This window comes from Halosimplex yunnanense, from assembly GCF_054504345.1.
Genome location: NZ_JBTJEL010000033.1, coordinates 59143 through 74212, shown reverse-complemented (window position 1 = coordinate 74212; position 15070 = coordinate 59143). Strand labels below are relative to the sequence as shown.

14 protein-coding genes are annotated in these 15070 nt (G+C 66.2%); 4 read left to right on the top strand and 10 right to left on the bottom strand.

Going from position 1 to position 15070, the window contains the following annotated elements; all coding sequences use genetic code 11:
- Positions 1-3: 3 nt before the first annotated feature.
- The 5 genes from AB2U09_RS09090 to AB2U09_RS09070 form a co-directional block, all read right to left on the bottom strand.
- On the bottom strand, positions 4-411 hold the full coding sequence (locus AB2U09_RS09090; RefSeq protein WP_459192397.1) for an NADH-quinone oxidoreductase subunit A: 408 nt from the start codon (positions 409-411) through the stop codon (positions 4-6).
- A gap of 197 nt (positions 412-608) precedes the next feature.
- Positions 609-1949 carry a sulfatase-like hydrolase/transferase gene (locus tag AB2U09_RS09085; RefSeq protein WP_459192396.1) on the bottom strand — a complete coding sequence of 447 codons (1341 nt, stop codon included), beginning with the start codon at positions 1947-1949 and terminating at the stop codon, positions 609-611.
- Between the two features lie 154 nt (positions 1950-2103).
- Positions 2104-2754 carry a 5-(carboxyamino)imidazole ribonucleotide mutase gene (gene purE, locus AB2U09_RS09080; RefSeq protein WP_459192395.1) on the bottom strand — a complete coding sequence of 217 codons (651 nt, stop codon included), beginning with the start codon at positions 2752-2754 and terminating at the stop codon, positions 2104-2106.
- 46 nt (positions 2755-2800) lie between these two features.
- Positions 2801-4015: a 5-(carboxyamino)imidazole ribonucleotide synthase gene (locus AB2U09_RS09075; protein WP_459192394.1), complete on the bottom strand. Its 1215-nt coding sequence runs from the start codon at positions 4013-4015 to the stop codon at positions 2801-2803.
- A 46-nt stretch (positions 4016-4061) separates the two neighbouring features.
- Entirely contained in the window at positions 4062-5819 is a 1758-nt protein-coding gene (locus tag AB2U09_RS09070) for a flippase activity-associated protein Agl23 (protein ID WP_459192393.1), read from the bottom strand.
- Between the two features lie 175 nt (positions 5820-5994).
- Between AB2U09_RS09070 and ribH the strand changes: the two genes are divergently transcribed.
- Together ribH and AB2U09_RS09060 are read left to right on the top strand one after the other, a co-directional pair.
- Complete coding sequence (gene ribH / locus AB2U09_RS09065) at positions 5995-6405, top strand: 6,7-dimethyl-8-ribityllumazine synthase (RefSeq protein ID WP_459192392.1); 411 nt, start codon at positions 5995-5997, stop codon at positions 6403-6405.
- Positions 6406-6426: 21 nt separating this feature from the next.
- Positions 6427-7578: a pyridoxal phosphate-dependent aminotransferase gene (locus tag AB2U09_RS09060; RefSeq protein ID WP_459192391.1), complete on the top strand. Its 1152-nt coding sequence runs from the start codon at positions 6427-6429 to the stop codon at positions 7576-7578.
- 120 nt (positions 7579-7698) lie between these two features.
- Here AB2U09_RS09060 and AB2U09_RS09055 read toward each other — a convergent pair whose 3' ends face one another.
- The 4 genes from AB2U09_RS09055 to AB2U09_RS09040 form a co-directional block, all read right to left on the bottom strand.
- Complete coding sequence (locus AB2U09_RS09055) at positions 7699-8424, bottom strand: hypothetical protein (RefSeq protein WP_459192390.1); 726 nt, start codon at positions 8422-8424, stop codon at positions 7699-7701.
- Between the two features lie 131 nt (positions 8425-8555).
- Complete coding sequence (locus tag AB2U09_RS09050; RefSeq protein WP_459192389.1) at positions 8556-9056, bottom strand: FAD synthase family protein; 501 nt, start codon at positions 9054-9056, stop codon at positions 8556-8558.
- The gene (locus tag AB2U09_RS09045; RefSeq protein WP_459192388.1) at positions 9053-9604 is read right to left on the bottom strand and encodes a JAB/MPN domain protein-containing protein; all 552 of its coding nucleotides are present in this window, start codon (positions 9602-9604) and stop codon (positions 9053-9055) included. Before AB2U09_RS09045 ends, AB2U09_RS09050 begins: the two co-directional genes overlap by 4 nt.
- A gap of 226 nt (positions 9605-9830) precedes the next feature.
- Positions 9831-10226 (bottom strand): CopG family ribbon-helix-helix protein, encoded by a 396-nt coding sequence (locus AB2U09_RS09040; RefSeq protein ID WP_459192387.1) that lies wholly within the window; start codon positions 10224-10226, stop codon positions 9831-9833.
- A gap of 103 nt (positions 10227-10329) precedes the next feature.
- Between AB2U09_RS09040 and AB2U09_RS09035 the strand changes: the two genes are divergently transcribed.
- Both AB2U09_RS09035 and han read left to right on the top strand, forming a co-directional pair.
- The gene (locus AB2U09_RS09035) at positions 10330-11184 is read left to right on the top strand and encodes a HoxN/HupN/NixA family nickel/cobalt transporter (RefSeq protein ID WP_459192386.1); all 855 of its coding nucleotides are present in this window, start codon (positions 10330-10332) and stop codon (positions 11182-11184) included.
- 232 nt (positions 11185-11416) lie between these two features.
- A complete protein-coding gene (han, locus tag AB2U09_RS09030; RefSeq protein ID WP_459192385.1) occupies positions 11417-13327 on the top strand; it encodes a Hef-associated nuclease in 1911 nt (636 codons plus the stop codon).
- 69 nt (positions 13328-13396) lie between these two features.
- Here han and AB2U09_RS09025 read toward each other — a convergent pair whose 3' ends face one another.
- Positions 13397-15004 (bottom strand): phospholipase D-like domain-containing protein, encoded by a 1608-nt coding sequence (locus AB2U09_RS09025; protein ID WP_459192820.1) that lies wholly within the window; start codon positions 15002-15004, stop codon positions 13397-13399.
- Positions 15005-15070: the final 66 nt, after the last annotated feature.

Here is a 15070-nt window from a genome sequence, read left to right as displayed (position 1 = left end):
GATTTACTGTTCGACCCGTTGTGATTGAGCCCGCGGGCTGCGGACCCACTTGACCGCGCCGTTGCGCCACGCCCAGCCGAGGCCGACGACGAGGACACCGATGAACACGAGCATCGGGACCAGCGCTTCGGCGAGCCCGACGTTCGCGACCGCGTCCTGGTAGATGACCGTCCACGGAAATATCAGGACGGTTTCGATGTCGAAGACGACGAACAGCAACGCGACCATGTAGTACTGAATGTTGAATCTGATGCGCGTGTCGCCCGTCGGGACCTCGCCGCTCTCGTAGACGGCGCGTTTCCCCTGTTCCGGCACGCTCGGCCGCAACAGCGCTGACACCGCCATCATACTGAGCGGTATCGCCAGCGCCACCGCCGCGAGCGCCCCGATGGCTATCCATGGGTTACTCATGACTCTCTATCGTACGTCGATTTGAGGTCGGGCCATATAAGGGTTGATTGTTGTCCTCGGCGCCTCTCGGCCTTCGATTTCGGCCTGACAGGTATTCCGAGCTTACCGAACGCGTTCGACCCCGATCTGCGCCTGAAACTTCCGCCTTCGACCTGTCTGTGAGCCGTTCTCAGCAACTCGTCCAAAGGACAGATCACTCAGGCGTATCCGAGGTACTCGAGCCGGTCCTGAACGTCGCCCGAAATGTCATCCGCTTCCCCGAGTTCCACGTCGGCGTGCTCGATCGTTTCGAGGGTCTCGCCGATGTGCTCCTCCACGGTTTCCGTCGAAACCTCACCTGTCGTCAGTATCCCGTTGTCGGTCTCCCAGCCGTACGTCCCGTTCGGGAACACGAACCCGTACTTGTTCGCATCGTACCGTTCGATCTCCGCCTCGGAATAGCCGCTCTCTCGCAAGTTTTCGATCCGCGACGCCCGGAGCCCGTGTCGCTCGACGAGGTGACCGCTGGGTTCGAAGTCCCCGAGCAGGTCTGAACCACGCGCGGACTCGCCGCTTTCACCGGCCAGCGCCAGCACCGTTTCGTACACGTCGACGATACTGACCGGTTCCTCCCGCGTGAGGAACTCGTCGTCTCCTCGCCAGACGCAGAGCGGAACGTTGCTCAGTTCGGGATAGATACTGCGGTTGTGTTCCCAGATGCCGTCCCGTCCAAACATTTCACCGTGATCCGCCATCGTGATCACGTAGTCGAAGTTCTCGGTCAGCTCTTCGAAGATGTCCTCGTAGATGTCGGAGAGATAGCGGACGCAGTCGTCGTAGGACTGCCGGATCAGCGCCGGTTGTTCGTCCGGCCCCTCACCGATACTGTCCTGGAAGCTCGGGTTTTCGTCGACGTCGACTGTCTGGTACTCCTCCGGGGGTTTGTACGGAGTGTGTGCCTCCATGAGATTCGCGAAGAAGAACTCCTCGTCGCCGAAGTTCGTTCCCTCGATCAGGTCCAGTACCTTTGCTGCGCCGTCGTCCGATCCGGCGATCGACTCGATACCGAGATCGCGCGCTTTCATCTGAACCCCGAGACGGAGCGATTTCACGGTATCCGTCCCCGGCTGGAGGCATTTACGCAGGCCCTTGAAATAGCGGATTACGCCGTCGTCTTGCGTTCGTGAGATGAAACTCCCCCAGTCGACGACGTCCTCGTCGCGTCGCTGGCCGCGCCAGCTGTGGTGGAACTCGTCGAATCCCCGCGTGAAGTCGAACGCATCGGAGATGTTCGCGTTCGCGCTGAATCCTCGGGTCGTGTAGCCGGCTTCGGAGAGTCGCTCCGCGAGAACCGGTTCAGGGGTCGAAAGCGACTGCGTCTTGGCGTACACACCGGTTTCGCTCGGGTATCCGCCGGCGAACAGCGATCCGTGAGCCGGAACCGTCCACCCGCTCGTCGACCACGCGTTGTCGAATCGAACACCGGGCAACCACTCGAAGTGCTCGTCGAAGGAGTCTTTCCGGAGGGCGTCGAAAACTATCAGGGCGATGCTAGTCATCTGTCTGGCGCTTATCCGGAGCGATATTGAAGGTTATTACTCTTCTTCGACAAGTGATTCGGAACACTAGAATCGATCGGCAGTCGATTCCGATACGTTCGGGTCCACTTTTGCGCTCGCTGAGGCCCAAGCTGTTCGGTACGATCGGGCTATCTCATTCGTCCCAGTACTCGTCTTTGAATCCCGGCGTGCCCAGCTCGTGCAGGTCCCGCGAGACGTCGCCGACGTCCTCCTGCAGGCCCCGATGGTACTCGACGAGGCGCTCGCGGATCTCGGGGTGCCGGCGCGAGAGGATCTGCGCTGCGGTCAGCGCCGCGTTGAAGGACTTGCCGGCGTCGACGGCCGTGATGGGCGCGCCCTGTGGCATCCCGATGACGGAGTCGACAGACTTCTCCTGGACGGGGACGCCGATGACCGGCAGCGGATAGGCGATAGAGGCGGTCATGTTCGGCAGATCGGCTGACTTGCCGCCCGCGCCGGCGATGATCACGTCCAGCCCGCGGGCTTCGGCGGTCTCGGCGTAGGCGTACATCAGGTCGGGCGTCCGGTGGGCGGAGACGACGAACGTCTCGAAGGTAAATCTCGATTCGGGCGGGTCCTGGTAATCGGTCTGCTCTTCGAAGCCGAGTTCGTCCGCGAGCGCGGCGTAGGCACCGGGGCGTTTGCCCTGGCCGCCTGCCATGGTCGGTAGGTCCGAGTCCGAGCCCATGACGATGCCTACGTCGGGCGTCTCCTCGCTCGGCAGGTCCATCTCGGCCTCCTCGTGCAACTGGTCGATGATCGACTGGACGGAGTCGGCGGTCATGGGCGAGTCTGCGCGCGGCGGGCCTGTAAGCGTGTACGGTTCGAGACTACCGGAACGTCAGTTCGTCGCGCAGTTCGCGCACGGCGGCCAGGAGCCGGTCGGTCCGCTCGCCCTGTTTTCCCACGAGCGCCACGTGGCCCATCTTCCGCAGGGGGTACACCTCGCGCTTGCCGTACCAGTGGAGATGCGCGCGCGGCCGGTCGAAGACCGCGTCCTCGCCCGAGAGCACGGCGTCTTGGCGCTCGTCCACGTCCCCGAGGATGTTCGCGGACACCGTCGGCGCGCGGCGGTCGGTGTCGCCGAGTGGCCGGCCCGTCACGGCGCGGACGTGCTGCTCGAACTGCGAGGTGTGACACCCCTCGATGGTCCAGTGGCCGGAGTTGTGCGGCCGGGGTGCGATCTCGTTGAGGAGGATCTCGCCGTCGGGGGCCTCGAATAGCTCGATCCCGTAGACGCCGCGGCCCTCCATCACGTCGAGCACGTCGAGTGCGACCTCGCGTGCGCGCTCGCGGACGGACTCGTCGGCCTCGGCGGGCGAACGGGTTTCGCGGAGGATCTCCTCGCGGTGGATCGTCTCGGTGACGGGGAACGTGTCCCGTTCGGGCGCATCGCCCTCGCCGTGCTCCGCGCTCCCGAGACAGCCCATCACGGCCAGTTCGCGCTCGAAGTCGACCATCTCCTCGACCATCGCGACGCCAGACGGGTCGTCCTGGCTGCCGCCCTGCGCGGCGTCGACGATCTCGGCGAACGCCTCCTCGACGTCTTCGGGCGACTCGACGGGAAGGTTCCCCCGGCCGTCGTACCCGCCCTTGCGCGCCTTGAGCATCGCAGGGTACCCCAGTTCGTCGAGCGCCTCGCGCAGTTCCTCGGCGGAGTTCACCTCGCGGAACTCGGGGACGGGGACGCCCGCCTCGGCGAGGCGGCGCTTCTGGACGAGTTTGTCCTCGATGATCCGCAGCGTTTCGGGATGGGGGTGGACCGGCGTGTCGGTCTCCTCGGCGACCGCTTCGAGCATGTCGGGGTCGGCGAGTTCGATCTCGAAGGTGAGGACGTCGGCGCGCTCGGCGAGTTCGCGGACGGCCTCGCGGTCGTCGAAGTCGCCGACGATCTGGTCGCGGGCGACCGGCGCGGCAGGGGCGTCCGGCGTCGGGTCGCTGACGACGACTTCGACGCCGAGCGGCGAGGCGGCCTCGGCGAGCATCCGGCCGAGCTGGCCGCCGCCGACGACGCCGAGGGTCGGTGCGGGCGAGGAGAGTGTCATTGTCGCCGGCTTACCCACCGGCCGGAATAAGCGTATCCCTCTCGGGTCACCGCGACGGGAGTCGGGGCGCAGTTCCGTTCGCCACGTCCCCGCGGACGAAAAAACGCACACGGGTGTCCCAGGCCCGGAGCAAGTGCGTCTGCGACTGGTAATCCGCCAGCGCCTCCGAGGCCGACGAGGTATCGCCTCCGCGGGCGACGACGAGCGGCGGCCGCGCTCGCTGGACAGACTGTTCGAGCTCGTCGGTCGAATCGGCACATGTCACCGTCGCGTTCGCCCGCTCGAAGTACCACGGGAGCGGGAGGACGTTCTGCCACGATGCGCAGGCGGGACGGCGGGGTCCGGTCGCGCCCGGTGCCGTGACGAAGTAGTCGCCGTACAGCACCACGTCCGTCCCGTCGTGGGCGGACGCGGCGGAATCGAGTCGGCGCATCGTCGACTGGAGGCCGTCCGGCTGGGCGTACTGCACGAACTGGTTGTCCTCGCCGTGGTCGGTCAGGTAGACGCCGCCGAGCGCGGCGGTGGCCACGTGCGCGGTGACGAGGCAAACGACGAGTATAGCCAGTCCCGCACTTACTCGGTCGCCCTCCGCGAACGCTTCTCGCCCCCAGCGGACGAACAGGCCGAGGCCGACCGCGGCGGGAATCGCCAGCGGGACGACCGCGTGGATCGCTGCCCAGGGAGCCTTGATGTCAGTCACGAGCGGGTAGCCCAGCACCGAGACGGCGCCCCAGTAGAACGCGAGCGAGACGAGATCCGACGGCCCGTCGGGCCGGTACCGGTCGGCGACGAAGCCGACGACCGCGAGGGCGCAGACCGCCAGCCCGCCGTGGCGTAGCGTCGAGAGGTAATCCGCGAGATACGGGAGATACGGATGGCGCTGGTGGGAACCGCCGACCCAGATTCCCCACAGCGACTCGGCGGCCCCGACCGTCGCCGTGCGGACGAGCTCGGGGAGCAGGGTCGGGTCGCTCAGCGCCGCGCCCAGCGACGGTCCAACGGATGTCTGGCCCCGCGGCGCGTAGAAGAAGACCACGATAGCGAGGAATCCGACCGCACTCAGCAGGAGCGCGTCGGCGTGGCGCCAGGCCGTCCCAGCGACACGGCGGACGTGTTCGCGGGTGACGGTCGTCCAGTCTTCCCCCCGGTCGGCCGCGCGGAACAGTCGGTGGTCGAGGAGGAGGACGGCACCGCCCGCCCAGCAGAGCAGGTACAGCGCGGCGTTCTCCTTGACGGTGAATCCGAGGGCGACGAACCCGACACCGGCGTAGAGGTACCGTCGACGGCCGGTGTCGACGGTCCGGACGAACAGTGCGAACGCGGCGACTGCGAACGCCGCGACCAGCGGGTCGCCCCGCATGAACCGCGAGTAGTAGAGGACGACGGGCGTGAACGCCCACAGGGCGGCGAGCGCGACCACCTCGACGTCGTCCAGTCGCTCGCGCAGGAGCAGTGCGGCGAGCGGGAACAGCGCGGTGGCGACGGCGACGACGACGCGCATCGCGAAGTCGGTCGGGCCGAGGAGGTCGAAGACCACCGCGTTGACGTGCTGGAGGAAAGGGCCGTGGATCATCGGCCGATAGCGGAACTGCCCGGTCGCGGCGTAGTCGACGGTCCAGTAGGCGACGCGGCCCTCGTCGAAGTGGGCGCTGCGGGCGCCCAGCCGGTACAGTCGGGCCGCGAATCCGGCGACGACGACTGCCAGAACGGCGAGCGTGACGCGGTCGAAGCGGTTGCGGTCGGATCGGTCGCGGAGCCGCTCCGAAGCGGCTCGCAGTCGCTTCCGCACGCCCGAGGATGTCATCGCTCCCGGCTACAGGCGGGGCGACAAGAGACATACTGGTTGGAAAAACAACTGTTTGATCCTCCGAAAGCGACGCGGTGCCGCCGTCGCGGACGGGGTGGTTCGGTTTCCCGGTGCAGTGGTGGCCCGGGGCTGGTTCGGTAGTTCTTTTACCCGCGCTGGCTTCGCCTCGCACATGGTACAGCTCGGTCTGGTGGTCGCCCAATTCGACAAGGAGGGGACGGTCATCGACGGGATGGAGGCCGCTGCGCGCGACGCGGCGGCCGAGCGCGACGCCGACGTCGTCGCCACCGTCGAGGTGCCCGGCTCCTACGACACGCCGCTGGCCGCGGACAGGCTGGCCCGCCGCGAGGACGTCGACGCCGTCGCCGTCCTCGGGGCCATCGTCGAGGGCGACACCGACCACGACGAGGTCATCGCTGACGCCGCCGCGCAGGGGCTCACCGACGTGAGCCTCGACCGGGACATTCCGGTCACCTTCGGGATCATCGGTCCCGGGATGAGCACGGCCGAGGCGAAGGCGCGCACGGACTACGGGGCGACCGTCGTCCACAGCGCAGTCGACCTCGTCGAAGAACTGCCCTGAACACACACTCACGATACACTCATGGACTTCGCAGCACGCGTCGACCGGATCGAACCGAGCGCGACCGTCGCGATCAGCAACAAGGCCTCCGAACTGGAGGCCGAGGGCGTCGACGTCGTCGACCTCTCCGTCGGTGACATCGTCGACTTCGACACGCCCGAGAACGTCAAACAGGCCGCCAAAGAGGCGATGGACGCCGGCCACACCGGCTACACCCCCTCGAACGGCATCCCCGAACTGAAATCGGCCGTCGTCGACAAGCTTCACGGCGACGGCCTCGACCAGTACGGGACCGAGAACATCGTCGTCACGCCCGGCGGCAAGCAGGGGCTGTTCGAGGTCTTCCAGACCCTCATCGACGACGGCGACGAGGTCGCCCTGATCGACCCGGCGTGGGTCTCCTACGAGGCGATGGTGAAGCTCTCGGACGGGAGCCTCACCCGCGTCGACACCGCGCAGTACGACTTTCAGCTCGAACCCGCGCTGGACGACCTCGCCGAGGCGGTCTCCGACGACACGGAGATCCTCGTCGTCAACTCGCCGGGCAACCCCCACGGCGCCGTCTACTCCGACGAGGCCTTAGAGGGCGTCCGCGACATCGCCGTCGAGCACGACATCACCGTCATCTCTGACGAGATCTACAAGGAGATCACCTACGACGGCGTCGAGCCGACGAGCATCGGCACGCTGGAGGGCATGGAAGACCGCACCATCACCCTCAACGGCTTCTCGAAGGCCTACGCGATGACCGGCTGGCGGCTCGGCTACTACGCCGCCCCCGAGGACCTGATCGACCAGTCCGGCAAGATCCACGGTCACTCGGTGACTTGCGCCGTCAACTTCGTCCAGCACGCCGGCGTCGAGGCGCTGGAGAACACCGACGAGGCCGTCGAGGAGATGCGCTCGGCCTTCGAGGACCGCCGCGACATGCTCGTCGACCTGTTCGCCGAGCACGGCAAGGAGGTTCCGACGCCCGAGGGCGCGTTCTACCTCATGCTCCCCGTCGCCGACGACGACGTGGCCTGGGCCGAGGAAGCCATCGAGACCGCCCACGTCGCGACCGTGCCGGGCAGCGCCTTCGGCACGCCCGGGTGGGTTCGACTCGCCTACGCCAACAGCGAGGACCGCCTCCGCGAGGGCGTCGAGCGCCTCGCCGAACACGACCTGCTGTAACTCCGGATTCGTCCGGTTTCGCCGCTTTTCCGCGCCTCACAGAAGTAGCGTTCGTCGTCGACCGTTACTGCTGTCCGCTCAGCAGGGGCGATGAGACCAACCCCGCCAACGGGGGGACGCTCAGAGGAGCCCGACGTGCGCGTGTCGTTTGTAGGCGTAGTAGCCGAAGTAGGGGAGCGCCAGGACCCCGAACAGCCCCGTGAAGAAGGCGGCGAGGAAGTGATTCACCGGGTTGGGGTGCCAGTCGCTGTTGAGGCGGACGTACGTGGCGTCTTTGTACACGCCGATCGCGAACATCGGGAGCCCGACGAAACCGAGGAACACGAGTCCCGGTCCGATGGCGGCCCCGACGAGACTCAGGATACCGACGGCGACGCCGATGAGCGCGAGGTACCACCACGCCTGGGAGCCGACCCAGTCGATGACGTACTGGTGGCGCTTGTAGAGGTAGTGCCAGACGACCAGCCCGCTGAGGAAGAACCCGCCGAGCGCGTACAGCCCCTGGCTCGGCTCCCAGTCGAGGTCCTGCGAGGCGATTTTCCCGGAATCGAAGTAGAGGAACAGCGGGATGGCGACCGCCGACGCGAGACCGAAGATCACCCCGAGTATCCACAGCACGACGATACCACCGGCCATCGCCGTGATCGCGCCGTCGCTCGCGCCGGTTGCGGGCGCCGTCGTCCCCGCTGTGCCGGTCGCTCCCCCGGATCCGCCGCCGAACCCGAACACGAACATGACGACCGATCCCAGTGCGAACAACGCTATCAGCGCCGGCGGGATGAGCATAAACAGTTCCAATCCCCGATACGACCGCGACGGCACGTCTTCCACCGTGACCCGTTCCATACCCTCCCGAGGCGTGCCGATGTGGTTTAAAGGTTGGTGTTCTGACAGCAGATCGCGACGCGGAACACCGCCCGGACGCCGGCTGAGCGGCGAATTCGCGATCACTTGGACCCGCGACTACGCTGGAACCGTCACTGACACGGGTCCGAGTCCCCGCGCTCGGCGAGGATCCGGTCGACGATCTGTCCCGACGAGAGCAGGCCGCCGTCGTAGTCGGGTTCGTAGGCGGTCGCCCGACGAACCTCGCAGTCGATGCCGCGGTCTTCGAGCGCCGCGCGGATGCCGTCGGCGTCGTGGTGCTGGTCGTAGCCCAGCGCGATGACGCTCGGGTCGAGTTCCTCTATGGGGACGAAGATGTCCTCGGGGTGACCCAGACGCGCCTCGTCCACCGGGTCGAGGCCGGCGACCATCTCCCGGCGCTGGGGACCCGGGACCACCGGCGGCGCCTTGTGGGTCACGTTCTCCGAGCGCGCGACGATGACGACGAGTCGGTCGCCCATCGCCTTCGCGTCCCGGAGGTAGTGGACATGCCCTGGGTGTAGGATGTCGAAGGTCCCCTGGGCGACGACGATGTCCGTGGACGCCGCACTCCCCGCCCGGTCGTCTTCGGTGCCGGTTCGCCCCTCCGTCATCGCTGGCCCCACTCCTCGTCGTCGGGTTCGGACCGGAAGTCCGTCGGGTCAGAGCCGTAGCCGCTCTCCTCGGCGAGTTCCGCGTCGATGTCTTCCTGCGTGAAGTCGAAGAACTCGTCTTCGGGAAGTTCGACGTCCAGCACCGGTAGGTCGACGGGGTTGCCCTCGCGGTCGAACGCCTGCCAGTCGGTCTTCCCGTAGGGCGCGCCGATGATGATGTGGACCTTCCCCTTGCCGAAGGTCTGGAGGTCCTCGTCGCTTGGACGGAGCACGCCGTTGGGGTGGGAGTGGATCGACCCCGCCGCCCGCGAGTCGTTGGGGATCATGCTGGTCTTCACGGTCGCGCTGACGGGGTTCGATTCGGTCCCGGGGATGACGAGCACGTCCGTGAGGACGGTCCCCTCGTAGTCGAGGTCGAACTTGCGTGCGTCCTCGCCGCGCAGAAAGCCCATGTACTCGTCCGGGTGGGCGTCCTCCGAGGCCTCCAGCGCGAACTCCAGTGCCGCCTCGGCGATGCCGACCACCTCGCCCGAGCGGAACAGTCCCATGTGCCTGCTTGGGGTAGCCCGCGTAACAAGGCTTTCCAAACCATCTTTTTCCGGACGGGATTTCCTCGCGGCGCGAAGCGCCGCTGCGGGCACCACTCCGGCAAAAACAGGGGTGAAAAAGCGCATGCGCCGACGGCGATCGCGTGAACCGGCGCCGTCGGCGCTGGATACTCAGTACAGGTAAAATACAGAGGAATTGTCTGTCTCGGAGGTTTCTGGCAGCTCGTCATTCGTCACCGTCCCGGATGACCATCACCTTGACCCGGTTTACACCGTCAAAATCGCGGAGTCGGTAGGTGAGGTCGCGGACCTTCTCTGCTGGCCCCCGACAAAACAGTGATTCGAGACACCACTCCCCCTGATGCGTATGACTCGTGTTGAGGATCACGTCTTGATACCCGTGTTGAACCGCGTGGAGTTCCTGTATCACCTCGTGGTGTCGATAATCGAACGCGAGGAGCGCGACGATTTCTCCGCTTGTCGCTTCGAGCCGGGAGTGAGACTCGATGTACTCCAGCATCGCTTCTCGGGCCGCTCGCGACCTGTTCTCGAGACCCTGTTCTTGCCAGACTCGGTCGAACTCCTCTACGACTTCGTCCGGAATATTGAAACTCGTTCGCATAGCTACTGACTCGTCAGGGTTCTACAAGAGGGTCTCGTATGATGATCCGCCCATTTCGGTATTAACAACCGTTATTCACCTCGGTAGCAGATTCTTGCTCAGGATGTTACACGGTGAAGCCCTCGGCCTTTTCGTCGGTGCGATCGGTCTCGGTGCCGTTCACGGCATCGAACCGGGTCATGGGTGGCCCGTTGCCGCCTCGTATGCCATTGACCAGACAAACAAGTGGATATACGGGTTCGCGGCGAGTCTCATCATCGGCGTCGGCCACCTCATCAGCAGTATCGCGATGGTGGGCGTGTTCTTCTACGCAAAAGACTACTTCAACCTCACGCAGGTCAACGAGCCGATGACGATACTCGGTGGTACCCAAATCGGCGGGCCAGTCAGTATTGTCGCCGGTGTCCTCCTCATCACGCTTGGGATTCGTGAATACTTCCACGGACATTCTCACGGCAGTCGTGGTGATGATAGCCACTCCGACCGTCACAGCCACGACCATCATCACGATTTGGACGAGCATTCAGGCCATTCTCACGAGCAGGGCCATTCGAACGACCCTGGCCGCAGCCATTCACACGACCACAACGCTGGACTGCTCACCCGTTTGAAGGACTTCGTTCCCTTCGTCGGTGGGCACTCTCACTCACACGATGTCCCCGAAGAGGACGCTGACCGTGGCCTCCTCGGGATCGCGTGGTTTGCGTTCGTGCTCGGGTTCGCCCACGAAGAGGAGTTCGAGATTATTGCGCTCTGCGCAGGGTCAACCCACTGCCTCGAACTGATGAGTGCGTACGCCCTCGCCGTCATCGTGGGTATCGCCGGGCTGACGATGCTTTTGATTGCAGGCTACCAGCACTTCGAGGAGAGAGTCGACCAGTACACGCCATATCTCCCGGCGTTTTCCGCAGCCGTCCTTATCGTCATGGGTGTTGGTTTCATCACCGGAGTCTTCTGACTTGGCTGTTCAACGCGCACACTCTACTGATCAGGTGAATTACTTCCCATTGTCCTGGAATCAACTCCGCGGTGGAGGGGCGCAGCTCCCGGGACTGCACGCAGTGAGACACTGGTTTTGTCGGTAGGATCCCCGCAGCGGCAGACGGGCGCGAGGACTCCCCGTCTTGAAAAACGCGGTGGCGGAACGCTTTCCGAAGGTTAAACTGCGGTCGGAGCGCTATCGAGTACAAATGACTCCTGTATCTGACGCCGGGGATTCCGGCGTCGCGGTCCCCGACGGCGGGACCACCGTCTACGACCTCGACCCGAACTGCGACTTCGAGTACGTCTCGGAAGGCGACCTCTACCTCGCCGAAGTGAACGGCGTCGTCGACTACGGCGTCTTCGTCGACGTCACCGACGAGGTGTCCGGCCTCGTCCACGCCTCGAACCTCGTCGGCACCTACGAGGTCGGCGACCAGCTCGTCGTCCAGCTCGAAGAGGTCCGCGAGAACGGCGACATCGCGTTCAACGAAGTCACGCTCGACGACTACGAGGTCGAGTCCATCTCCCGCGACAGCCACGCGGTCGCCGACCTCGGCGACGTCGTCGGCGAGTCCGTCACCGTCGAGGGCGTCGTCGTCCAGATCAAACAGACCGGCGGCCCGACTGTGTTTCAGGTGCGCGACGCGACCGGCATCGCGCCCTGCACCGCCTTCGAGGACGCGGGCGTCCGCGCCTACGAGGACGTCGAACTCGACGACGTCGTCAGCATCGACGGCTACGTCGAGACGCGCGAGGGCGCGGTTCAGGTCGAGATCGACGACCTGCAGGTCCTCGACGGCGACGACGCCGCGGCCGTCCGCGAAGAGCAGGATAATAAACTCGACGACCTCGCCGCGCCCCACGACCCGGACCCGCTCGTGGAGTGGGACGCCTTCGAGAAACTCCGCGACGACCTGCAATCTGTCGCGCGGCGACTCCGCCGCGAAATCCTCGAGGGTCGCCCCATCCGGATGCGCCACCACGCCGACGGCGACGGCATCTGCGCGAGCGTTCCGATGCAGGTCGCGATGGAGCGGTTCATCGAGGACACCTACGAGGACCCCGACGCCGCCCAGCACCTCCTCAAGCGCCTGCCGAGCAAGGCGCCCTATTACGAGATGGAGGACGTGACCCGCGACCTGAACTTCGCGCTGGAGGACCGCCAGCGACACGGCCAGCGCCTCCCGCTCCTGCTCATGCTCGACAACGGGTCGACCGAGGAGGACACGCCCGCCTACCGCAACCTCGCCCACTACGACGTTCCCATCGTCGTCGTCGACCACCACCATCCCGACCCCGACGCCGTCGAGGACCTCCTCGATGAACACGTCAACCCGTACCTCCACGACGAGGACTACCGCATCACGACGGGGATGATGTGCGTCGAACTCGCGCGGATGATCGACCCGTCGATCACCGACGACCTGCGCCACGTCCCCGCGGTCGCGGGCCTTTCGGACCGCTCGGAGGCGTCGGCGATGGACGACTACCTCGAACTCGCTCGCGAGGAGGGCTACGACGAGTCCGAACTGCGGGACGTCGGGGAAGCGCTCGACTACGCCACTTTCTGGCTGCGCTACGACGACGGCGGCCAGCTCATCACCGACGCGCTCAACGTCGACTGCGACGACGACGAACGTCACCGCGAACTCGTCGAGTTCCTCGCGACGCGCGCCGAGCGCGACGTCGACCGCCAGCTCGACGCCGCGATGCCCCACGTCGACCACGAACGCCTCGACAACGACGCCCACCTCTATCGGATCGACGTCGAGAACCACGCCCACCGGTTCACCTACCCCGCGCCGGGCAAGACGACGGGCAAGATCCACGACTCGAAAGTGGCCGAGACCGGCGACCCCGTCATCACCATCGGCTACGGGCCGGACTTCGCCGTGCTCCGTTCTGACGGCGTCCGTCTGGACATCCCCACCATGGTCGAGGAGCTCAAAGACGAGGTTGACGGCGGCGGCGTCAGCGGCGGCGGCCACCTCGTCGTCGGCTCCATCAAGTTCGTCCGCGGCATGCGGGAGCCGGTCATCGACGCGCTCGTCGAGAAGATGGCCGACGCCGAGATCGACGAAGCGCTCGGTAGCTCGGCCGCGTTCGCCGAGGACTGACGGCGACCGCGTCACCGCACTGTTCGTTCGGTTCTCCCGATTCGTACACCTACGATCGAGAGCCGCAGGTCATCGACCCGGTCCCACGCCCACGTCGGGACCGAAGTCGATGCGCCGGGCGACGAGCACTGCCAGCAGCAGACACCCGGCGACGCCGGCGAGGACGCCGAGCGGGAGCGACCGCTCCTCGCTGCCCCAGTCGGCTTCGAAGGCCTCCCGATAGTACGCGCCAACCGCTTCACCCTCCAGCGAGAGGACGACCTCGCGGTTCTGCCGGATCGACTCGCCGTTCCAGTTCAGGCTCCCCAGGAGCACCTGATCGCCGTCGATCACGATGCCCTTCGCGTGGATCTTCTCGTAGTCGCCGCCGGGATCGGCCAGTTTCGCCGAGAGCGGCAGGTCCTCGCGGTCGGCTGTCTCGCGCAACTGTTCGACGAGCCGGCGGTTCTCCTCCTCGACGTACCAGGCGCTACTGAGCAGGATTCGGACGTCGACACCGCGGCGAGCCGCACGGAACGTCGCGCGGAGGAATCGCTGGTCGGGCCCGTCGATCGACATCTGGATCACGTCGATGGACTCTTCGGCGTCGTCGAGCGCCGCCGTGACCGCAGCGCCTGCGTTGTCGGGTGCGACGAGGAGTCGCGTCCGTTCGACGGGGACCGTCTCGGGGGACCGCTGGCGTGGATAGGACCCGTTCGCGACACCGCCGGCCGTGAACGAGCGGCCGCGTCGGACCTCCGACCACGGGCGAGAACCCTGCCACTCCGCGTCGGCGCCGAACGTCTCGGCGAGCCCGTCGACGATCCGTGGCTGTGAGACGACGGCGCCCCAGCCTCTGCTCGCGCGACCGCCGACCCCCGCCGGTTTCCAGTTTTCGGTCAGCACGACCGCCCTGTCGTCGGCGACGGCGTACTTCGGGTGATGGAAGGCGTATCGGCCGTGGGGACCGCCGAGGAGTTCGACCGTGACGCCGGCTTCCGCGAGCGAATCGAGCACCCGCGCTTGTTTCTCGCTGATGCCGTCGACCGGCTGGCCGTCGAGAAGAACGTGTACGTCGACCCCGCGGTCGGCGGCGCGTTCGAGTGCTCGCGCGACCCGCTCGGAGGTGAAGGTGTACCCCGCGAGCAGGATTCGGCGGTCGGCACTGCGGACGACTTCCAGCGGGACTTCGGGAGCGTCCGGCAGCGTGAACGCTCGGGCCTCGCCTCCGGTCGCGGTGACGATCGACCGGTTCGTCCGCCCGAGCGGCTGCCACGTAACGGCACCGCGGTCGTCGAAGCGACCGATCTCTCCCTCCGGTGCGTCGCGGTACCGCGCACTCCCGACCGTCTCGTTGCCGCGCTTCAACTCGAGTCGGTCGCCGCCGTTGGCGAGTGCGATGGACCCGTTCGCGCCGACGACCCGTCGGTCCGTGAGGTTTCGAACCGCTGCGGGAGCCGTCGTGACCGCGACCCGACCGCCGACCGTCTCGTTCGGAAGCGAGAGCGAGCCGTCGGTATCCGCGAGTTCGTACTGACTGAGGTCGGTCCCGTTTTCGACCGCGAGCACGACGAACTCGCCACGGTCCCCGTCGGCGACCGGGTTCGGATAGACAGCCGCGACACGGGATTCGGGCGGCTGGACGGTATCAGTCTGACTGCTCACCGACGCGACTTTCGAGTCGCCGGAGTTCGTCATCGCCCCGACCGCCGGGCCGGCGACTCCCCCGACGAGCAGGCAGGCCGCGGCGAGCCACGCCACTCT